Annotated in this window: 19 protein-coding genes; 17 read left to right on the forward strand and 2 right to left on the reverse strand. The window is 68.9% G+C overall.

Translation table 11 applies throughout. The features are described 5' to 3' along the window. Positions 1-12: 12 nt before the first annotated feature. From hutU to IBL26_RS03055, 12 genes are all read left to right on the forward strand, one after another. Positions 13-1689: a urocanate hydratase gene (gene hutU / locus IBL26_RS03000; protein ID WP_187782962.1), complete on the forward strand. Its 1677-nt coding sequence runs from the start codon at positions 13-15 to the stop codon at positions 1687-1689. After that, complete coding sequence (hutH, locus tag IBL26_RS03005; protein ID WP_187782963.1) at positions 1686-3191, forward strand: histidine ammonia-lyase; 1506 nt, start codon at positions 1686-1688, stop codon at positions 3189-3191. Before hutU ends, hutH begins: the two co-directional genes overlap by 4 nt. Further along, positions 3191-4375: an imidazolonepropionase gene (gene hutI, locus IBL26_RS03010; protein ID WP_187782964.1), complete on the forward strand. Its 1185-nt coding sequence runs from the start codon at positions 3191-3193 to the stop codon at positions 4373-4375. The genes hutH and hutI overlap by 1 nt, the downstream gene beginning before the upstream one ends. Before the next feature lie 270 nt (positions 4376-4645). Further along, a complete protein-coding gene (gene pdhA, locus IBL26_RS03015) occupies positions 4646-5704 on the forward strand; it encodes a pyruvate dehydrogenase (acetyl-transferring) E1 component subunit alpha (RefSeq protein ID WP_277817283.1) in 1059 nt (352 codons plus the stop codon). Between the two features lies 1 nt (position 5705). Continuing rightward, positions 5706-7121, forward strand: a complete 1416-nt coding sequence (locus tag IBL26_RS03020; protein WP_187782965.1) for a pyruvate dehydrogenase complex E1 component subunit beta — start codon at positions 5706-5708, stop codon at positions 7119-7121. Positions 7122-7135: 14 nt separating this feature from the next. Continuing rightward, a complete protein-coding gene (locus IBL26_RS03025) occupies positions 7136-8482 on the forward strand; it encodes a pyruvate dehydrogenase complex dihydrolipoamide acetyltransferase (protein WP_187782966.1) in 1347 nt (448 codons plus the stop codon). After that, entirely contained in the window at positions 8479-8967 is a 489-nt protein-coding gene (locus tag IBL26_RS03030) for a GNAT family N-acetyltransferase (RefSeq protein WP_187782967.1), read from the forward strand. Before IBL26_RS03025 ends, IBL26_RS03030 begins: the two co-directional genes overlap by 4 nt. 16 nt (positions 8968-8983) lie before the next feature. After that, positions 8984-10378 carry a dihydrolipoyl dehydrogenase gene (lpdA, locus tag IBL26_RS03035; RefSeq protein ID WP_187782968.1) on the forward strand — a complete coding sequence of 465 codons (1395 nt, stop codon included), beginning with the start codon at positions 8984-8986 and terminating at the stop codon, positions 10376-10378. Between the two features lie 108 nt (positions 10379-10486). Continuing rightward, complete coding sequence (gene lipA / locus IBL26_RS03040; RefSeq protein ID WP_241748940.1) at positions 10487-11569, forward strand: lipoyl synthase; 1083 nt, start codon at positions 10487-10489, stop codon at positions 11567-11569. After that, positions 11569-12051, forward strand: a complete 483-nt coding sequence (locus IBL26_RS03045; RefSeq protein WP_187782969.1) for a type II toxin-antitoxin system RatA family toxin — start codon at positions 11569-11571, stop codon at positions 12049-12051. Before lipA ends, IBL26_RS03045 begins: the two co-directional genes overlap by 1 nt. Before the next feature lie 39 nt (positions 12052-12090). Further along, positions 12091-12321, forward strand: coding sequence for a hypothetical protein (locus IBL26_RS03050; RefSeq protein WP_187782970.1), 231 nt, complete (start codon positions 12091-12093; stop codon positions 12319-12321). Between the two features lie 36 nt (positions 12322-12357). After that, positions 12358-13425, forward strand: a complete 1068-nt coding sequence (locus tag IBL26_RS03055) for a threonine aldolase family protein (RefSeq protein WP_187782971.1) — start codon at positions 12358-12360, stop codon at positions 13423-13425. 89 nt (positions 13426-13514) lie between these two features. On the opposite strand, the gene IBL26_RS03060 is transcribed toward IBL26_RS03055, so the two are convergent. After that, positions 13515-14954, reverse strand: a complete 1440-nt coding sequence (locus IBL26_RS03060) for a dipeptidase (RefSeq protein WP_367615359.1) — start codon at positions 14952-14954, stop codon at positions 13515-13517. 55 nt (positions 14955-15009) lie between these two features. Next, positions 15010-15756: a triose-phosphate isomerase gene (gene tpiA, locus IBL26_RS03065; protein ID WP_187782972.1), complete on the reverse strand. Its 747-nt coding sequence runs from the start codon at positions 15754-15756 to the stop codon at positions 15010-15012. A 126-nt stretch (positions 15757-15882) separates the two neighbouring features. Between tpiA and IBL26_RS03070 the strand changes: the two genes are divergently transcribed. The 5 genes from IBL26_RS03070 (at position 15883) to trpC (ending at position 21803) form a co-directional block, all read left to right on the forward strand. Continuing rightward, complete coding sequence (locus tag IBL26_RS03070) at positions 15883-17790, forward strand: peptidyl-prolyl cis-trans isomerase (RefSeq protein WP_187782973.1); 1908 nt, start codon at positions 15883-15885, stop codon at positions 17788-17790. Further along, on the forward strand, positions 17787-19295 hold the full coding sequence (trpE, locus tag IBL26_RS03075) for an anthranilate synthase component I (RefSeq protein WP_187782974.1): 1509 nt from the start codon (positions 17787-17789) through the stop codon (positions 19293-19295). Before IBL26_RS03070 ends, trpE begins: the two co-directional genes overlap by 4 nt. Before the next feature lie 13 nt (positions 19296-19308). Further along, positions 19309-19917, forward strand: a complete 609-nt coding sequence (locus IBL26_RS03080) for an anthranilate synthase component II (protein WP_187782975.1) — start codon at positions 19309-19311, stop codon at positions 19915-19917. Then, positions 19914-20930 (forward strand): anthranilate phosphoribosyltransferase, encoded by a 1017-nt coding sequence (gene trpD, locus IBL26_RS03085; RefSeq protein ID WP_187782976.1) that lies wholly within the window; start codon positions 19914-19916, stop codon positions 20928-20930. The genes IBL26_RS03080 and trpD overlap by 4 nt, the downstream gene beginning before the upstream one ends. A gap of 66 nt (positions 20931-20996) precedes the next feature. Beyond that, positions 20997-21803, forward strand: coding sequence for an indole-3-glycerol phosphate synthase TrpC (gene trpC, locus IBL26_RS03090; RefSeq protein ID WP_187782977.1), 807 nt, complete (start codon positions 20997-20999; stop codon positions 21801-21803). The last annotated feature ends 1 nt before the right edge of the window (position 21804 follow it).

Here is a 21804-nt window from a genome sequence, read left to right on the forward strand (position 1 = left end):
GAAGCCAGACCCATGCAGGATCGTTTCCGTAACGCCCCCGCCATCCGCTCCCCACGCGGCAATACGCTGAGCGCGAAGCACTGGACCACCGAAGCCGCCATGCGGATGCTGATGAACAACCTGGATGACGAGGTCGCCGAACGCCCGGGCGAGCTGGTCGTCTATGGTGGTATCGGCCGTGCGGCGCGGGACTGGAACAGCTATGAGCGCATCGTCCATACCCTGAAGCGGCTGGAGGAGAACCAGACGCTGCTGGTGCAGTCCGGCAAGCCGGTGGGCGTGTTCGAGACGCATGCGGATGCGCCGCGCGTGCTGATCGCCAACTCCAACATCGTCCCCGCCTGGGCGAATTGGGAACACTTCACCAAGCTCGATCGCGCGGGCCTGATGATGTATGGCCAGATGACCGCGGGGTCCTGGATCTATATCGGAACGCAGGGCATCGTGCAGGGCACGTTCGAGACATTCGCCGAGGCCGGGCGCCAGCATTTTGGCGGTGACCTCGCCGGGCGCTGGATTCTCACCGCCGGGCTGGGCGGCATGGGCGGGGCGCAGCCGCTGGCCGGCGTCTTCGCGGGCGCCTGCGTGCTGGCGGTGGAATGCCAGCCCAGCCGCATCGAGAAGCGGCTGGAAACCGGCTATGTCGACCAGCGGGCAGAGACGCTGGACGAGGCGCTCGCCATCATCCAGCGCGCTACCAGCGAGAAGAAGGCCATCAGCGTCGGCCTGCTGGGCAATGCCGCCGAGATCTTCCCCGAACTGGTGCGGCGCGGCGTGGTGCCGGACATCGTGACCGACCAGACCAGCGCGCACGACCCCGCCAATGGCTACCTGCCCGCTGGCTGGACCCTGGCCGACTGGGAAGCGAAGCGGGAGAGCGACCCGGCCGCCGTGGCCGCAGCCGCCAAGCGCAGCATGGTGACGCATGTGCAGGCCATGCTGGACTTCAAGAAGCTGGGTGCCGTCGTCATGGATTACGGCAACAACATCCGCCAGATGGCGAAGGATGAAGGCCTGGCCGATGCCTTCGGCTTCCCCGGCTTCGTGCCGGCCTATATCCGCCCGCTGTTCTGCCGCGGCGTCGGGCCCTTCCGCTGGGCCGCGCTCTCCGGCGACCCGGAGGATATCCGCAAGACCGATGCGAAGGTGCGGGAGCTGATTCCGGACGACAAGCACCTGCACCGCTGGCTGGACATGGCCGAGGCACGCATCCACTTCCAGGGCCTGCCCGCGCGCATCTGCTGGGTCGGGCTGGGGCAGCGGCACCGCCTGGGCCTGGCCTTCAACGAGATGGTAGCGAAGGGCGAGCTCTCCGCCCCCGTCGTCATTGGCCGCGACCACCTGGATTCCGGCTCCGTCGCCTCTCCCAACCGGGAAACGGAATCGATGAAGGATGGATCGGATGCCGTCTCCGACTGGCCGCTTCTTAACGCCCTGCTGAACACGGCGTCCGGTGCCACCTGGGTGTCGCTGCATCATGGCGGCGGCGTCGGCATGGGGTATTCGCAGCATGCCGGCATGGTCATCGTCGCCGATGGCACGTCGGATGCGGCCAGGCGGTTGAAGCGTGTGCTGTGGAACGACCCGGCGACCGGCGTGATGCGCCACGCCGATGCGGGCTACGACATCGCCATCGACTGCGCGCGGGAATTCGGGCTGGACCTGCCGATGATCGGCGGTGCGGCATGATCATCGCCCCCGGTTCCGCCACGCTGGCGCAACTGCGCGCCATCATGCAGGGCGAGGCGCTGGAGCTGCCGCAAGGCTGGCAGGCGCCGCTGGAACAATCCGTCGCCGCACTGGCCGCGCGCATCGCCTCGGGCGAGGCGCTGTACGGCGTCAATACCGGCTTCGGCAAGCTGGCCAGCCAGAGAATCGGCAGTGCCGACCTGGCAAAGCTGCAACTCAACCTGTTGCGCAGCCATGCCGCCGGCATCGGCAGCTTCATGCCGGAACCGGTGGTGCGGCTGATCCTGGCGCTGAAGGCGATGTCGCTGGCCCGCGGTGCCTCCGCCGTGCGCCCGGTGGTGGTGCAGACACTGCTGGGCCTGCTCAATGCCGGGGTGCTGCCGGCCATTCCGGCCAAGGGCTCCGTCGGTGCCTCGGGGGATCTGGCACCGCTGGCGCATCTGTCGCTGGTACTGATCGGTGAGGGCCAGGCGCGGGTGGAAGGCACGACCGTCTCGGGCGCCGAGGCGCTGCGGCTTGCTGGCCTGCCACCCGTCGCGCTGGGGCCGAAGGAAGGGCTGGCGCTGCTGAACGGCACCCAGGTCTCGACAGCGCTGGCCCTGGTGGGGCTGTTCCAGGCGCAGGACCTGCTGCACACCGGCCTGACCGCCGGGGCGATGAGCGTCGACGCCGCGCGCGGCTCCGACACGCCGTTCGACCCGCGCATCCATGCCCTGCGTGGCCAGCCCGGGCAGATCGAGGCCGCCGCCACGCTGCGCCGCCTGCTGGACGGCAGCGCCATCCGCGAGAGCCACCGCACCGGCGACACCCGTGTGCAGGACCCGTATTGCCTGCGCTGCCAGCCCCAGGTCATGGGCGCCTGCGCCGACCAGCTGGCGCACGCCGCCACGGTGCTGCAGCGGGAAGCCAATGCCGTGACCGACAACCCGCTGGTGACGGCGGAGGGCGAGGTGCTCTCCGGCGGCAATTTCCATGCGGAACCTGTGGCTTTCGCTGCGGACAACATCGCCCTGGCGGTGGCCGAGATCGGCGCACTGGCCGAGCGCCGCATCGCCCTGCTGACGGACCCGGTGCTCTCCGGCCTGCCGGCCTTCCTGGTGCGGGAAGGTGGGCTGAACTCCGGCTTCATGATCGCGCAGGTGACGGCGGCGGCGCTGGCCAGCGAGAACAAGTCGCTCGCGCATCCGCGCAGCGTCGACAGCATGCCGACCAGCGCCAACCAGGAGGACCATGTCAGCATGGCCACCGGCGCGGCCCTGCGGCTGGCGGAGATGGCGGACAACACCGCCGGCATCCTGGCGATCGAGCTGCTGGCGGCGGCGCAGGGCATCGGCTTCCACCGTCCCCTCACCTCCTCCCCGCCCGTCGAGCAGGCGGTGGCAATGGTACGGTCGCAGGCGGCGCCGTGGGACGAGGACCGCCACATGGCGCCGGACATCGCCGCGGTGAAGGCCCTGGTGGAGGCCGGCGACTTCGCCGCCCTGGCGGAAGGGCGCGGCTGATGTTCGACCGCGTCTGGCTGAACGCCCACCTCGCCACCATGGATGGCCCCGGCCTGGGCATCATCGAGGACGGCGCCGTCGCGGCAAAGGATGGCCGCATAGCCTGGGTCGGCCCACGGACCGAACTGCCGGGCCCGGCGGCGGAGACGGTGGATTGCAACGGCGCCTGGGTGCTGCCGGGGTTGATCGACTGCCATACCCACCTCGTCTTCGGCGGCAACCGCGCCGCCGAGTTCGAGCAGCGGCTGGCCGGCGCCACCTACGAGCAGATCGCCCGCGCCGGCGGCGGCATTTTTTCGAGTGTCCGCGCCACGCGGGCAGCCAGCGAGGACGAGTTGTACGAGGCCGGGCTGCCGCGCCTGCAGGGGCTGCTGGCCGAGGGCGTCACCACCGTCGAGATCAAGTCCGGCTACGGGCTGGACCTGGAGAGCGAGTTGAAGATGCTGCGCGTCGCCCGCCGCCTGGGCGAGACCCAGCCGGTGACGGTGGCCACCACCCTACTAGCCGCCCATGCGGTGCCGCCCGGCTATGAAGGCGGCACGGCGGCCTTCGCCCGGCATGTGGCGCAGGACATCGTGCCGGCCGCCATTGGCCTGGCCGACGCGGTGGATGCGTTCTGCGAGGGCATCGCCTTCTCGCCCGAGGAAACCGGCTGGGTGTTCGGTGCCGCACGCGCGCGCGGCCTGCCGGTTAAGCTGCACGCGGACCAGCTCTCCGACCTCGGCGGCGCGGCGCTGGCCGCGCGGTACGGCGCCCTGTCCGCCGACCACCTGGAATATGCCAGCGCGGAGGGCCTGCGGGCGATGGCGGCGGCCGGCAGCGTGGCGGTGCTGCTGCCCGGCGCCACCTACTTCCTGCGGGAAGCCCGCCACCCCGACATCGCCGCCATGCGCGCGGCGGGGGTACGGATGGCGCTCTCCACCGACATGAATCCCGGCTCCTCCCCCGCCCGATCCCTGCTGCTGATGTTGAACCTGGGCTGCACGCTGTTCCGCCTGACGGTGGAAGAAGCCCTGCTGGGCGTGACGCGGCACGCCGCCGCGGCGCTGGGGATGGAGGATCGGGGCGTGCTGCGTGCCGGCGCACGGTGCGACCTGGCGCTGTTCGGAATCGGCCGTCCGGCGGAGCTCTGCTACTGGCTCGGCGGCAACCCTTGCCTTGGCCGTGTCGTCGGCGGCGCATGAGCAATGTCGGCGGGCATTACAGTTCGCCCGCATTTAAGCTTCTAGAACAACGCGACAGGTAACTTGCGGGCATTGGCGAATGCAAAGAAGTATCTTATACAAGACCCGCGAAAACTTTAACCGAGATTCGGTTAATCGCCATATTGCAGCGCAGCATCAATAAGTTAGCGTATTCGAGATGCTTGCAGTTCGGCCTGACGCCACGTATTTGCGTGGCAGCGGCGCCGCCAATTCCGCGCGGCACCCGCCATGAAAGTCAGGAGCAGCCGTATGGTCCAAGGCGCCAAAGCAGGCACCACCAAGCGTAGCGGCAGGCCGGGGCCGGCGCCTTCTTCCTTGAAGACCCCTCCCCTGAAAAACGAGGGTCTGACGCAGGAGCAGCTGCTCCAGGCTTACAACGACATGCTCCTCATCCGGCGGTTTGAGGAGAAGGCCGGCCAGCTTTACGGCATGGGCCTCATTGGCGGCTTCTGTCACCTGTATATCGGCCAGGAAGCCGTCGTCGTCGGCATGCAGATGTGCCTGAAGCCGGGCGACCAGGTCATCACCTCCTACCGCGACCATGGCCACATGCTGGCCACCGGCATGGAGTCCCGCGGCGTGATGGCCGAGCTGACCGGGCGCGAGGGTGGCTACTCCCGCGGCAAGGGCGGCTCGATGCACATGTTCTCGCGCGAGAAGGGCTTCTACGGCGGCCACGGCATCGTTGGCGCGCAGGTCTCCATCGGCACCGGCCTGGCCTTCTCCAACATGTACCGCAACGACGGCTCCGTCTGCCTGACCTATTACGGCGACGGCGCGGCCAACCAGGGCCAGGTGTTCGAGAGCTACAACCTCGCCGCCCTGATGAAGCTGCCGGTCATCTTCATCATCGAGAACAACAAGTACGGCATGGGCACCAGCGCCGAGCGCGCCTCCGCCTCCAAGGACCGCTCCAAGGACGGCACGCCCTGGGGCATCCCGGGCGAGCAGGTGGACGGCATGGACGTGCAGGCGGTGAAGGCGGCCGGCGAGCGCGCCGTGGCCTACTGCCGCGAGGGCAACGGCCCCTACATCCTCGAGATGAAGACCTACCGCTACCGCGGCCACTCGATGTCCGACCCCGCGAAGTACCGTACGCGCGAGGAAGTGCAGAAGATGCGCGAGCAGCACGACCCGATCGAGACCATCCGCAAGATCCTGCTGGAAGGCGGGATGGACGAGACGAAGATCAAGACGGTGGACGACAAGGTGAAGACCATCGTCGCCGACGCCGCCGAGTTTGCGCAGACGTCCCCGGAGCCCGACGAGAAAGAGCTCTGGACCGATATCCTGGTGGAGGCCCGCTGAGATGGGTGCGACGATTTTGATGCCCGCCCTCTCCCCCACCATGACCGAGGGGAAGCTTTCGCGCTGGCTGAAGAAAGAAGGCGACACCGTCGCCGCCGGTGACGTGATCGCCGAGATCGAGACCGACAAGGCGACCATGGAAGTGGAAGCCGTCGACGAAGGCCAGATCACCAAGATCCTGGTGGCCGAGGGCACGGAAGGCGTGGCGGTGAATTCCGCCATTGCCGAGCTGGATGGCGGTGACAGCAAGAACGCTGCCGGCGGCCCGCAGCAGCCGGTGTCCAACGCCACCAAGGCGGGTGGCGAGACGGCCGAGGTGGCCAAGCAGGCCGAGGACCATGGCGCCGTGGCCGCCAAGGGTGCCGCGAAGGGCGAAGGCTCCGCCGCGCAGGCCAAGGGGCCGGAGCAGGAGCCCGAGAAGGACTGGGGCCCGACCAAGACCCAGACCGTCCGCGAAGCGCTGCGCGACGCGATGGCGCTGGAAATGCGTGCCGACGACACCGTGTTCCTGCTGGGCGAGGAAGTCGCGCAGTACCAGGGTGCCTACAAGGTCTCCCAGGGCCTGCTGGACGAGTTCGGCCCGAAGCGCGTGGTGGACACCCCCATCACCGAGCACGGCTTCACCGGCATGGCGGTCGGCGCGGCGATGTCGGGCCTGCGCCCGATCGTCGAGTTCATGACCTTCAACTTCTCGATGCAGGCCATCGACCACATCATCAACAGCGCCGCCAAGACGCTGTACATGTCCGGTGGCCAGCTGGGTTGCCCCATCGTGTTCCGTGGCCCGAACGGCGCCGCCGCCCGCGTGGCCGCCCAGCACAGCCAGTGTTACGCCAGCTGGTACGCCCATGTGCCCGGCCTGCGCGTGCTGGCACCGTGGTCCGCGGCCGACGCTAAGGGCCTGCTGCGCGCCGCGATCCGCGACCCCAACCCGGTGGTGTTCCTGGAGAACGAGATCCTCTACGGCCAGAGCTTCGAGGTGCCGGAGGATGACGACTTCATCCTGCCGATCGGCAAGGCGAAGATCGAGCGCCGCGGCAAGGACGTCACCATCGTCGCCTTCTCGATCGAGGTCGGGCTGGCGTTGAAGGCGGCGGAGAAGCTGGCCGAGGAAGGCATCGATGCCGAGGTCATCAACCTCCGCTCGATCCGCCCGCTGGATACCGAGACGATCGTGAATTCGGTGAAGAAGACCAACCGCCTCGTCACCGTCGAGGAAGGCTGGGCCTTCTCCGGCATCGGCGCCGAGGTGGCGATGCAGGTCATCGAGCACGCGTTCGACCACCTGGACGCGCCGCCGGTGCGCGTGGCGGGCCTGGACGTGCCGATGCCCTACGCGGCGAATCTTGAGAAGCTGGCGCTGCCGACCGTGGACCACGTGGTCGATGCCGCCAAAAGCGTGACCTACAAGAAGTAAGAGGAAGCGGGACGATGGCCACCAACATCCTGATGCCCGCCCTCTCCCCCACCATGACGGAGGGGACTTTGGCACGCTGGCTGAAGAAAGAGGGCGAAGCGGTCAAGGCCGGCGACGTGATCGCCGAGATCGAGACCGACAAGGCCACCATGGAAGTCGAAGCCGTGGATGAAGGCATCCTCGGCAAGATCCTGGTGAAGGACGGGACGGAAGGCGTGGCGGTGAACGCCACCATCGCCATCCTGGTCGAGGAAGGCGAGGCCGTTCCCTCCGGCGACGCCCCCAAGGCAGCGCCGAAGCAGGACAGCGGTTCGGCGCCGAAGCAGGAAATGTCGCCCGACAGCAAACCGCTGACCGGACCCGGTGAGCAGGAGCCGAAGGCGGCCACCGCCATCGAGAACAAGGGCGAGGCCAAGCCGGCCGCCGAGCAGGGCGGCCGCGTCTTCGCCTCCCCGCTGGCGCGCCGCATCGCCCAGCAGGCTGGCATCGACCTGTCCGGCATTCAGGGTTCCGGCCCTAACGGCCGGATCGTGAAGGCCGATGTGGAAGGTGCCTCCAGCGCGCCGAAGCAGGCCGCCGCGCCCGCGGCACAGTCCCAGGCTGCTGCCGCCCCGGCACCGTCTGCCGCGCCGGCGCCGAAGCCCGTCGCGCCCACGATCACCGCCCCGCATACCGCTGTGCCGAACAGCAGCATGCGCAAGGTCATCGCGCGCCGGTTGAGCGAGAGCAAAGCCACCGTCCCGCATTTCTACGTGACGATGGATATCGAGATCGATGCGCTGCTGAAGCTGCGCGCCGACCTCAACGCACGCGCGCCGAAGGACGGGCCGGGCGCCTTCAAGCTCTCGGTCAACGACCTGGTCATCAAGGCGGCAGCCCGCGTGCTGCGCATGATGCCGGCCGTGAACGCGACCTGGACCGATGAGGCGATCCTCCAGTACCACGACGTCGATATCTCGGTGGCCGTGTCCATCCCCGATGGGCTGATCACCCCGATCGTGCGCAAGGCCGACCAGAAGGGCCTTGCCGCCATCAGCAACGAGATGAAGGACCTCGCGGCACGCGCCAAGACCGGCAAGCTGAAGCCCGAGGAGTTCCAGGGCGGCGGCTTCAGCATCTCCAACATGGGGATGTTCGGCGTGAAGGATTTCGCCGCCATCGTGAACCCGCCCCAGGCCGGCATCCTGGCGGTCTCCGCCGGGCAGCAGCGCCCGGTGGTGAAGAACGGCGCGCTGGCTATCGCCACGGTGATGACCTGCACCCTCTCCGTCGACCACCGTGCCGTCGATGGCGCGCTGGCCGCCGAGTGGATCGCCGCCTTCAAGGCGGTGGTCGAGGACCCGCTGAGCCTGATGCTGTGAGCCGGCATCCCGGTTTCTCGCTGCGCGACGCCAGGCCGCGCGATGCCGAGACGGTTCTCCGTCTCGTCACCGCCCTGGCGGAGTACGAGAACCTGGGAAACGAGGTGAAGGCCACGGCGCAGGATTTCTACGGCGCCCTGGCCGGCAAGAAGGTCAAAGGCCTGATCGCGGAAGCCGATGGCGAGCCCATCGGCTTCTGCCTGTGGTACGACACTTTCAGCACCTTCACCGGCCGCGGCGGCCTCTGGATCGAGGATGTGTTCGTGGCGCCGGAGCACCGGCGCCTCGGCATCGGTCGTGCCTTCTTCCAGGAAGTCGCGAAGCGCGCGGTGGCCGATGGCCATGCCCGGGTTGAATGGAATGTGCTCGACTGGAACGCGCCTGCTATCGCCTTCTACCGGCGGATCGGCGCGGTCGGGCAGGATGAATGGACCGATCAACGCCTGACAGGCGAGGCGCTGCACGCGCTGGCCGCCGAAGGCTGACGAGGACAAGACAGACATGGCCGAGCAGTTCGACCTGGTGGTGGTAGGTGGCGGCCCCGGCGGCTACGTCGCCGCCATCCGCGCATCGCAGCTGAAGATGAAGGTCGCGCTGGTTGAGCGCGAGCATCTGGGCGGCATCTGCCTCAACTGGGGTTGCATCCCCACCAAGGCGCTGCTGCGGGCCAGCGAAATCAACCACCTGCTGCACAATCTGGACCAGTTCGGCTTCTCCGCCGAGAACATCAAATATGACTTCGCGAAGGTGGTGAAGCGGTCCCGGCAGGTCGCCGGCCAGCTTTCGTCCGGTGTGAAGGGCCTTTTGAAGAAGCACAAGGTCACGGTGTTCGATGGCCACGCGAAGCTGGCCGGCAAGGGCAAGCTCTCCGTCGCCAAGGACGGCAAGCCGGTCGCGGAGATCGAGGCCAAGAACATCATCCTGGCCACCGGTGCGCGCGCCCGCGTCATCCCGGGAATCGAGCCGGATGGGAAGCTGATCTGGTCCTACCGCGAGGCCCTGGCGCCGGACATCATGCCGAAGAAGCTGATCGTCATCGGCTCCGGCGCCATCGGCAGCGAATTCGCGTCCTTCTTCCTGAACATGGGCGCCGAGGTCACGCTGATCGAGGCGATGGACCGCGTGCTGCCGGTGGAGGACGCGGAGGTCTCGGCCTTCGTGAAGAAGTCCTTCGAGAAGCAGAAGATGAAGATCCTGGTGGGCGCCAAGGTGCAGGGCGTCCGCAAGAACGGCGACAGCGTCTCCGCCATCGTCGAAGTGGACGGCAAGGTGCAGGAGATCGTCGCCGATCGCCTGATCTCCGCCGTCGGCATCGTCGGCAACGTGGAGAATCTGGGTCTCGAAGGCACCAAGATTAAGGTCGAGAAGACCCACGTCGTCACCGACGAGTATGGCCGCACCGGCGAGGACGGCGTCTACGCCATCGGCGACCTGACCGGCGCCCCCTGGCTGGCGCATAAGGCGAGCCATGAGGGCATCGTGGTGGTGGAGGCCATTGCCGGCCTGCACCCGCATGCCATGGATGTTTCCAACATCCCGGGCTGCACCTATTGCCGGCCGCAGGTGGCCTCCGTCGGCCTGACGGAAGCCAAGGCCAAGGAAGCCGGGCACGAGGTCAAGGTCGGCCGCTTCCCCTTCATCGGCAACGGCAAGGCCATCGCCATGGGCGAGCCCGAGGGTTTCGTGAAGACGGTGTTCGACGCCAAGACCGGCGCCCTCCTCGGTGCTCACATGGTCGGGCCGGAAGTTACCGAGATGATCCAGGGCTACACCATCGCCCGGACGCTGGAGACGACGGAGGCGGAGCTGATCCACACCGTCTTCCCCCACCCCACGGTCTCGGAAGCCATGCATGAGTCGGTGCTTGATGCCTTTGGCCGGGTGATCCACATCTAAGGTGGCGGCCAGGGCCCGGATGCGCCTCGCATCCGGGCCCTGATTGCACATATAGAAGGGGATGGGGCACAGTCCGACGCCGCCATCCGCATTGTACCGGGGTTCCGAATGGCCACGCGTATCCTGATCGATCACCGGGCCGGTGGCGCGGTTTCCAACGCCGGCGGCATCCCGAAGCCGGTGGAGGTCTCGCCCTCCGTCGCGCTGCCCGCGCATCTGCAGGCGGCCAACGCCGCCGTGCCGCCGGAGCCCGAAGCCAGGAAGCAATTGCGCCACCCCGAGAAGGCGCACCGCCCGGACAATCCGATCAAGCGCAAGCCTGACTGGATTCGCGTTAAGGCGCCGACGCACCCAATCTATCACGAGACGCGCAAGCTGATGCGCGACAACAACCTCGTCACGGTATGCGAGGAAGCCGCCTGCCCGAATATCGGCGAGTGCTGGTCCCAGCGCCACGCGACCATGATGATCATGGGCGAGATCTGCACGCGCGCCTGCTCCTTCTGCAACATTACCACCGGCATGCCGAAGCATCTGGATGCGGATGAGCCGCGACGGGTGGCCGACGCCGTGGCGCAGCTCGGCCTGCGCCACGTCGTCATCACCAGCGTGGACCGGGACGACCTGAAGGATGGCGGGGCGCAGCATTTCGCCCAGGTCATCGCCGCCATCCGCCTGGCTGCGCCGGAGACGACGGTGGAGATCCTGACCCCCGATTTCCTGCGCAAGGATGGCGCGCTGGAGGTGGTGGTCGCGGCCAGGCCGGATGTGTTCAACCACAACCTGGAGACGGTGCCGAAGCTCTACCCGAGCATCCGCCCCGGCGCCCGCTACTTCCATTCCCTGCGGCTGCTGGACCGGGTGAAGGAGCTGGACCCGTCCATCTTCACCAAGTCCGGCGTCATGGTCGGGCTGGGTGAGACGCGGATCGAGGTGCTGCAGGTGATGGACGACATGCGCAGCGCCGACATTGATTTCCTCACCATCGGCCAGTATCTGCAGCCGACGGTGAAGCACGCTGCCGTGGACCGTTTCGTCGAGCCTTCTGAATTCGAGGATTACGCCCGCATGGCGCGCGGCAAGGGCTTCCTGCTGGTTTCGGCCACACCCCTCACCCGTTCCTCCTACCATGCCGACCGGGATTTCGCCGCGCTGCGCGATGCGCGGAACGCCAAGCTGCGCGCGGCCTGATGCCCACGCACGCCGAGAAGCGTATCCTCCGCTATACGCCGGAACAGATGTACGATCTGGTGGCGGACGTCCGCCGCTACCCGGAATTCCTGCCCTGGTGCGTCGCCGCGCGCGTTGTCAGCCAGGACGGCAACGAGCTGCTGGCCGACCTGACCATTGGCTTCAAGATGTTCCGGGAGACCTTCCGCTCCCGCGTGCAGCTCAACCGCCCGCATGAAGTGCGCGTGCAGTATGAGAACGGCCCCTTCCGCTACCTGAACAACACCTGGAAGTTCACGCCGGTCGAAGGCGGCACCGAGGTCGATTTCTTCGTCGATTTCGAATTTCGCAGCGCCCTGCTGCAAGCGGTCATCGGCGTCGTGTTCAACGAAGCCGTCCGCCTGATGGTGCGGAGCTTCGAGCGGCGGGCGATGGCACTGTACGGCCGCAACACGGCGGCGACCGCCGCCGTCGCGCCGGGGAACCCAGCCACGCGCAGTTGAAGTGCCCAAGTCTAAGATTTCGGTCATGTTGGCGTCATCGTGCGCAAATACCTGACCCTGCTCGTCCTTTCTCTGGTCGCCCTGTTCTGGGTGCTTCCAACGCTTTTGGAACTTCGCCAGGCCGACAAGGCATGGTTGGACTGGATGCCGGATACGGACGCCGAGCTCTGGACCTATGTCCGGCTGGCGCTAGAGTTGCTGGCCATTGTCGCGGGCCTCATGGTGCTGCGGCAGGCCTGGAAGCAATTCTGGCGGGCCCTGGCCGACTGACCAGCCCCGCCCTCCACCACGAGGGTTATCGCATTCATGGTCCATGCCCCTGCCCGCCCGCCTGTCGGTGCGCCGCCTGTTCGCATCAATCTGTATTCGGATACGCAGACCCGCCCGACCGCGGCGATGCGCGATGCGATGATGGCCGCCGAGGTGGGTGACGAGCAGTTCGGCGACGACCCGACCGTGACCGCGTTGTGCGACCGCATGGCCGGCCTGATGGGCAAGGAGGCGGCGATCTTCCTGCCCTCCGGTACCATGTGCAACGTCATCGCCATCGTCACCCATTGCCGCCCGGGCGACGAGGTTCTGGCGCATGAGACGGCGCATATCCTCTCCAGCGAAGGCGGCGTGCATGCCGCGCTGGCGGGGACGCAGATCCATCCATTGCAGGGCGCGCGCGGCATGTTCAGCGCCGAGACGCTGCGCGCCGCCATCCGCCCCCGCACCCGCCACGCGCCGCCGCAAAGCCTGCTGGAAGTCGAGCAGACGGCCAATATCGGTGGCGGCGCCGTGTGGCCGCAGGCGGAACTGGATGCGGTGGTGGCCGTGGCGCGGGAAGAAGGCTGGGCCACGCACATGGATGGCGCCCGGCTGATGAACGCCGTCGTTGCCACCGGCATCCCGGCAAAGGAGATGGTGGCCGGCTTCGATTCGGTGTGGCTGGATTTCACCAAGGGCCTCGGCGCGCCGCTTGGCGCCGTGCTGGCCGGCTCGTCCGAATTCATCGACACCGCCTGGCGCTGGAAGCAGCGCCTGGGCGGCGCGATGCGGCAGGCCGGCATCTGCGCCGCCGGCTGTCTCTATGCGCTGGACCATCACATCGACCGCCTGGCCGAGGACCATGCCAACGCCAAGGCCCTCGCCCGCGGCTTGCGGCAGATCCCCGGCATCGCGGTGGAGGAGCCGGATACCAACCTGGTGTTCTTCGACCCCGCCGGCACCGGCCTCGCCTCCGCCGAGTTGGTGAAGGCGCTGCGTCTGCAGGGCGTGCAGATCTCCATGCTGGGCGGCCGCATCCGCGCCTGCCTGCACCTGGATGTCACGGCCGCGATGGTGGAGGAGACCCTCGGCCTGATTCGTGCGGAAGTGGCGAAAGCGTAAGCGCTGAACGCTTTCATCGTTGGAGGAACAGGAAAGGGCTGGGGAAGCAATTCCCCAGCCCTTTTTCGTCAGCCCATCTCAGGCTGAATTCAGCCTTTGCCGCCCAGGCGTGCCAGCAGCCGCGCGTGGCTGCGCGCACCGGAATGCAGGCAGGCCAGCTCGAACTTCTCGTTCGGGCTATGCACCTGGTCGTCATGCAAGCCGAAGCCCATCAGCAGGCTGTCCAGCCCCAGGATGCGCTTCAGGCTCTCCACCACGGGGATGGAGCCGCCGCCGCCGGACAGCACCACCGGCTTGCCGAACTCTTCCGCCAGCACGGCCCGCGCCGCATCCAGGAACGGCGATTCGGTAGGCACAGACAGGCCCGGCGTACTGGCGAAGACCTGCAACTCGAAGCTGGCATCGGCCGGGATGCGTGCCTTCACGAACTGGCGGATACCCTCGATGATCTTCGCCGGCTCCTGCCCCGGCACCAGGCGGCAGGACAGCTTGGCATGGCCCTCGCAGGCGATGACGGTCTTGGAGCCCTCGCCCATATAGCCGCCCCAGATGCCGTTGATGTCGGCGGTCGGCCGCGCCCACATGCGCTCGGGCGCCGAGCGGCCCTTCTCGCCGCTGGGCACGGACAGGCCCTGGCTGCCGAGGAAGGCGGCTTCGTCGAAGCCCAACGCATCCCAGGCGGCGCGCTGGTTAGCGCCGGGCTCGATCACGCCGTCATAGAAGCCGGGGATCTGGATGCGGCCATCCTCGTCCTTCAGCTCGCCCAGCAGCTTGGTCAGCACGTTCAGGGAGTTGCCGGCGGAGCCGCCGAACAGGCCGGAATGCAGGTCCCGCGCGCCCAGGCGCAGGTCGATCTGCACATACACCATGCCGCGCAGGCTGACGGTCAGCGCCGGCACGCCGAATTCCCACATGCCGGTGTCGCTGATCAGCGCCACGTCGGCCTTCAGGAAATCCTTCTCGGCCTGCAACACGGCATCCAGGTTCGGGCTGCCGACTTCCTCCTCGCCCTCCACCACGATAGTCAGGCGCACCGGCGGGCCGCCGGCCACGGTGTTCCAGGCGCGCAGGGCGGCAAGCCAGGTCAGGCACTGGCCCTTGTCGTCCACCGCGCCGCGCGCCACCACGCGGCGGCCATGCGGGCCCTCGACGATGGTCGGCTCGAAGGGCGGGCTGGTCCACAATTCCAGCGGTTCCGGCGGCTGCACGTCGTAATGGCCGTAGATCAGCACATGCGGCACGTCCGCACCCTGGGGGCCGGGATGGGTGGCGATCACCACCGGATGCGTCGGCGTCTCCCGCAGCCCAACCTCGAAGCCGAGCTCGGCCAGTTGCTCGCCCACCCAGGTGGCGGCGGCGCGGCAATCGGGCGCGTGCGCCGACTGGGCGCTGATGCTGGGGATGCGCAGCCACGCGAGGAGGCTGGCTTCGGTCTCGGCCCGGGCCGCGTCGAGCGTGGCGAGGACCTGTTCGATCTGTGCGTTCGGCATGATGGCGGCAGTGTCGCGCCGCTTGGCGGCATCAGGCAAGAGACCTGGCGCCGGTTCCCGGGGCGGCGGCCGCCGCCGCCCCGGCCCCGTAGCCTCAGGCCGCCGCTGCGATGCCCAGGAAGTCGCCGGCCACCAGGCTGGCGCCGCCCACCAGCGCGCCATCGACATGCGGCAGCGCCAGGATGGCCTTGGCATTCCCCGGCTTCACCGAGCCACCGTAGAGAATCCGCAGCGTGCTGCCGGCGGCGCCGAAGCGCTGCTCCAGTTCCGCGCGGACGCGGGCGTGCATGGCGGCGATATCTGCCTCGGTCGGCGTACGGCCGGTGCCGATGGCCCAGACCGGCTCATAGGCCACCACGCCGCCGGCGGCCGCGAATCCCTCCGGCAGGCTGCCGGCCAACTGCGCAGCGACCACGTCCTCCGCCTCGCCGGAGACTCGCTGCGCCTCGCTCTCGCCCACGCAGACGATGGGGGTCAGGCCACTGGTGAGCGCCGCCTCGGCCTTCGCCAGCACCACCGCATCGCTCTCCGCATGGTCGGCCCGGCGCTCGGAATGGCCGAGGATGACGAAGCGGACGCCCAGGTCGGCCAGCATGGCGGCCGAGATATCGCCGGTATGCGCGCCCTTGGGGTTGGCGTGGCAATCCTGCGCGCCAAGGGCGACCGAGCCGCTACCGAGCGTCTCGGCTACCGCCGACAGGTGGACAAAGGCGGGGCAGACCAGCAGGTCGGCACCGGAGGCCTGGCCGGCGGCAACGCCGGCAGCCAGCTCCCGCACCGAGGCCAGGGTCCCGTGCATCTTCCAATTGCCGGCGATCAGGGGGCGTACGCCAGGGGTCATCGGGCTTCCTCTCGAAGTATCCGGGTGATTCGAACCGTATCCCCGGCGCTACCCGTGACGGCAGGGTTTGGCAACCGTCCCCCTTTTCCCTATGGTCCGCCCCGCTTCCTCTTCTTGTGGAATACGATGCTCACTGCACTGCGCCGCCTTGCCGGAACCTGGTTCGCCAAGGGCCTCTTCCTGCTGCTGATCCTGTCCTTCGCCATCTGGGGCATCGAGGATATCGTCCGTAACTTCGGCTCCGACACCTCGCTCGCCCGCGTCAACAAGGACCGGATCGAGCTGCCCGAGGCCCAGATGGCCGCGCGGCGGGAGACGACCCGCATCCAGCGCCAGCTGGGTGGGTCCTTCGAGATCACGCCGCAGATGTCGCAGGCCATCGCCCGCCAGGCGGTGGAGAGCCTGGTGATGGACCGTGTCCAGAGGCAGGAGGCCGCGCGGCTCGGCGTCATCGCGCCGGACCAGGCCTTGCAGGCCTATGTCTGGGGCATCCCAGCCTTCCAGGGCGCGGATGGCCGCTTCAACCGCATCGCGCTGGAGAGCTTCCTGCGCAGCAACGGCCTGACCGAGCAGGAATTCCTGCGCCTGCTGCAGGGTGACCTGGAGCGGCAGCAGCTGGTGGGCGCCGTGCGCTCCGGCGCCGCCGGGCCGGACGGCATCATCAAGCCGCTGTTGATGTGGCAGCAGGAGCGCCGCGTGGCCGAGCTGGTGACGCTGCCCTTCGCCGATGCGCCGGAACCGGCGGTGCCGGAGGACGCGCAGCTGCGCCGCTACCACGAGAACAACCCGAACCAGTTTTCCGCCCCCGAATACCGCAAGGTGACGGTCGCCACCCTCTCCCCCGCCACGGTCGCCGCCGAGATCAACCCGAGCGAGGAAGACCTGCGCGCCTATTACGAGGCGCATCGCGGCGCCTATGAGACGCCCGAGCGCCGCACGCTGGAGCAGGCGGTGATGCAGAGCCGCGAGGCCGCCGACAAGATCGCCGCCGAATGGCGCGGCGGCGCCGAATTCGCCGCCATCGAGACGGCGGCCCACGCCGATGGCGGCCAGGCCCTGTCCCTCGGCGTGATGGACCGTGCCTCCCTGCCGGTGCCGGAACTGGCCGAGGCCGCCTTCGCCCTGCCGGCGGATGGCGTCAGCGCGCCGGTGCAGACGCCGTTCGGCTGGCACGTCATCAAGGTCACCAATATCGAGGCCGGCACCACCCGCAGCTTCGAGGACGCCCGCACCGAGGTGACCGCGCAGCTGAAGAACGAGCGCGCCGCCGACATCGCCTATGAGCGTGCCAACGAGGTCGAGGACGCGCTCGCCAGCGGCGCCACCCTGGCCGAGGTCGGCCAGCGCTACGCCCTGCCGGTCGCCGCCGTCACCATCGACGCGCGCGGCACGCAGCAGGACGGCACGCCCGCCAATATCCACCTGGATGCCGGGGCGCGGGACATCGCGCTGCGCGCCATCTTCGCCGCCGAGACCGGTGGCGCGCCGCGGCTGGCGGAAGCCGGCCAGGTCGGGCTGTTCGCCTTCGACCTGCAGGAAGTCATCCCCGCCGCGCTGAAGCCCTTCGAACAGGTGCAGGACCAGGTGCGCGCCGCCTATCTGGCCGATGCCCGCCGCCGCAGCCAGGAGGAGCGCGCCGCCGCCCTGCTCGGCGCCGTGCGCGGCGGCAAGACCCTGGTGGACGCCGCCCGGGAAGCCGGCCTGGCCACGCGCCGCGTCGGCCCCTTCGCCCGCCAGCCGGATGCCCAGGGCGACGGCCGCAACTCGCCGCCGCCGGAGCTGCTCGCCCCGCTGTTCGACACCGCCCCCAACGAGGCCACCATGGCCCAGGCCGCCGACGGCTTCGTCGTCGGCCAGGTGGTGGACGTGCTGCGGGTGAACCCGGATGCCGACCCGCTGGCGCTTGGCCGCGTCCGCTCCGAAGTGGAGCAGGCGATGCTGAACGACCTGGAGGCCCAGTACCTGGAAGCCCTGCGTCGCAGCGCCAACGTCACCTTCAACCCGACCCTGATGGGACAGGTCACCAACCGATGAACGCTCTCCGCAGCCCGGATCTCGCCGCCTTCACCGCTGGCCTGCTGGCCGGCGAGGGGCAGGTGCTCTGGCGGGAGCGGGTCGCGGACCTGGATACTCCTGTCGGCGTCTTCCTGAAGCTGGCGCAGAACCAGCCCAACGCCTTCCTGTTCGAGAGCGTTGAGGGTGGGGCCGCGCGCGGCCGCTACTCCGCCATCGGCATGGCACCGGACCTGGTCTGGCGCTGCCGGGAGGGCAAGGCCGAGATCAACCGCCACGCCCTCTCCGCCCCACACGCCTTCCAGCCGATCGACAAGCCGGTGATGGAAAGCCTTGCCGAGCAGATCGAGGCGGCGCAATTGCCGCTGCCGGCCGGGCTGCCGCCCATCTGCGCCGGGCTGTTCGGCTATCTGGGCTACGACATGGTCCGGCACATGGAGCAGCTGCCGAGCCTGAAGCCGGACGTGCTGGGCATCCCCGACGCGGTGATGATCCGCCCCACCCTGGTCATCGTCTTCGACCATGTGCGGGACACCATGACGCTCTGCACAGCCGTGTGGCCGGGCGAGGCGGAGCCGAATGCCGCCTGGGCCGCCGCGCAATCTCGCCTGGACGAAGCCGAGGCGGCGCTGGACCGCCCAGTGCCGCGCCCGGCCCCGCCGGCCGACCTGCCGCCGCTGGCCGAGCCTTCCAGCAACTTCACCCAGGCGGAGTTCCTCGACGTCGTCGAGCGCGCGAAGGAATACGTGCGCGCTGGCGACGTGTTCCAGGTGGTGCCCAGCCAGCGCTTCTCCATCCCGTTCGCGCTGCCGCCCTTCGCTCTGTACCGCGCGCTGCGGCGGATCAACCCGGCGCCGTTCCTGGTGTATTTCGATTTCGGCGGCTACGCAGCGGTGGCCGCCAGCCCGGAAATCCTGGTGCGGCTGCGCGATGGCGAGGTGACGGTGCGCCCCCTGGCCGGCACCCGCCCGCGCGGCGCGACGCCGGAGCAGGACCTGGCCCTGGAGCGCGAGCTGCTGGCCGATGAGAAGGAACGCGCCGAGCACCTGATGCTGCTCGACCTCGGCCGCAACGATGTCGGCCGCGTGTCGGAGATCGGCTCGGTGAAGGTGACGCAGAGCTTCAATATCGAGCGCTACAGCCAGGTCATGCACATCGCCAGCGAGGTTCGCGGCAAGCTGCGCGGCGGGCTGACGGCGCTGGAGGCCCTCTCCGCCGGCTTCCCCGCCGGCACGCTCTCCGGCGCGCCGAAAGTACGGGCCATGCAGATCATCGAGGAGCTGGAGCCCTCCCGGCGCGGCCTCTATGCCGGCGGCATCGGCTATTTCGGCGCCGATGGCGGCATGGATACCTGCATCGCGCTGCGCACCGCGCTGGTGAAGGACGGCGTCATGCACGTCCAGGCCGGCTGCGGCGTGGTGGCGGATTCGGACCCGATGGCCGAGTATGAGGAAACGCGGGCCAAGGCGCGCGGCCTGGTGCGCGCCGCGGAAGAAGCCGTGCGCTTCGCCGCCGGCCGCCGTTGAAGGACGCAGCGCCATGATCCTGCTGATCGACAACTACGACAGCTTCACCTTCAACCTGTACCACTTCCTGGGTGACCTCGGCGCCCAGATCGAGGTCCGCCGCAATGACACGCTGCGGGTGGAGGAAGCGCTGGAGCTGAAGCCGGAAGCCATCCTGCTCTCTCCTGGCCCCTGCACGCCGAACGAGGCCGGCATCTGCCTGCCGCTGATCTCGGCCGCCGCCAAGGCCGGCGTGCCGCTAATGGGCGTCTGCCTCGGCCACCAGGCCATCGGCCAGGCCTTCGGCGGCATCGTGGAGCGGGCGCCCACCCCCGTGCACGGCAAGGTGTGGGAGATGCGGCACCGGAACACCGACCTGTTCGCCGGCCTGCCGGACCCGTTCAAGGCCACCCGCTACCATTCCCTGGTGGTGCGGCGGGACGGCTTGCCGGACGCGCTGGAAGCCACGTCCTGGACCAGCGACGGGCTGATCATGGGCTTGGCGCACCGCGAGTTGCCGATCTGGGGCGTGCAGTTCCACCCGGAAAGCATCGCCAGCCAGCACGGGCACGACATCCTGCGGAACTTCCTGACCATGTCCGGCGTCACGCTGCCCGCGCGCAACGAAGCTAGCGCCACATGATGTCGCTCAAGCCGATCCTGGCGCGGCTGGCGCTGGGCGAGACCATGACGGAGCGGGAGGCCGAGGACGCCTTCGGCATCCTGATGGAAGGCGAGGCCACCCCCGCGCAGATCGCCGGCATGTTGATGGCGATGCGCGTGCGGGGCGAGACGGTGGCCGAGATGACCGGCGCCGTTCGCGCCATGCGCGCGCGCATGACGGCCATCGACGCGCCCCCCAATGCGATCGACCTCGTCGGCACTGGCGGGGACAATATCGGCACGCTGAACATCTCCACCGCCGCCGCCTTCGTCGCGGCCGGCTGTGGGGTGCCGGTGGCCAAGCACGGCAACAAGGCGCTCTCGTCCAAATCCGGTGCGTCGGACGTGCTGGGAGCGCTGGGCATCAACCTGGACCTGCCGATCCCGGCGCTGGCGGAGGTGCTCCGCAAGGTTGGCATGGTGTTCCTGGCCGCGCCGCGCCACCACGCCGCGCTGCGCCACGCCGCCGGCCCGCGCGTGGAGCTGGGCACCCGCACCATCTTCAACCTGCTCGGCCCGCTGACCAGCCCGGCCCGGGTGAAGCGGCAGATGACCGGCGCCTTCGCCCCGCAATGGCTGCGCCCGATGGCCGAGACCCTGGCCCGCACCGGCAGCGAGCACGCCTGGCTGGTGCATGGCCAGGGCCTGGACGAGCTGACGCTCGCCGGCCCCAGCGACGTGGTGGAGGTGAAGGACGGCCAGATCCGCGCCTTCACCATCACGCCGGAGGATGCCGGCCTGCCCGCCGCCCCGGTGGAAGCCCTGCTGGGCGGCACGCCGGCCGAGAATGCCGAGGCGCTGGTGGCGCTGCTGCAAGGCGTGCATGGCCCCTATCGGGATTGCGTGGTGCTGAATGCGGCGGCGGCCCTTGTGGTCGCCGGCGAAACGACCGATCTCCGCACCGCGGCGCAGCGCGCGGCGCGGGCCATCGACGATGGCGCGGCGTTGGCCGTGCTGGAACACCTGCGCGCCGCCACCAACCCAGCCGCCTGAGCACCCTGACAAGCCGTGCTGCCATTTGAACCGAGCGCGCCCGATGCGCTGGAAAGACCGAGACGGATGAACGCGACAACCCTCCCCGACACGCTGCTTCGTATCCTCGCCGACAAGGAAGTGGAGGTCCGCAACCGCGCGGCCACCACGCCGCTGGACGAGATCGAGAAGCAGGCGAAGGATGCCGGCAAGCCGCGCGACTTCACCGGCGCGCTGTGCAATGCCGTGGCCGACGGGCGGATCGGCCTGATTTCCGAGATCAAGCGCGCCTCCCCTTCCGGCGGGCTGATCCGCGATCCGTTCGAGCCCGCCGCCATCGCCAGCGCCTACGAGGCCGCCGGCGCCGCCTGCCTCTCCGTGCTGACCGACGCGCCGTTCTTCCAAGGCGAGCCGCAGCACCTGATCGAGGCCCGCGCCGCCTGCAAGCTGCCGGTGCTGCGCAAGGACTTCATGATCGACCCCTGGCAGGTGTTCGAGACCCGCGCGATGGGCGGCGATTGCATCCTGCTGATCATGGCCGCGCTGTCCGACGCCCAGGCGCGGGAGCTGGAGGAAGTGGCCCGCAGCCTGGACCTCTCCGTGCTGGCCGAAGTGCATGACGAGAAGGAGCTGGAGCGGGCGCTGGGCCTGAACACCCGCCTGATCGGCATCAACAACCGCGACCTGCGCAGCCTGCGCACCGACCTGGCCACCGCCGAGCGGCTGGTGCCGATGGTGCCGGCCGACCGCATCCCGGTGGCGGAAAGCGGCCTGCGCAACGCCGCCGACGTGCGCCGCATGGCCGATGTCGGCGCCCGCTGCATCCTGGTGGGCGAGCACCTGCTGCGCCAGCCGGACCTGACGGCCGCCGCGCGCGAGATGGTCGAAGCCTGAC

It is taken from the genome of Teichococcus aerophilus (assembly GCF_014490485.1).
Classification (GTDB): Bacteria; Pseudomonadota; Alphaproteobacteria; order Acetobacterales; family Acetobacteraceae; genus Pseudoroseomonas; species Pseudoroseomonas aerophila.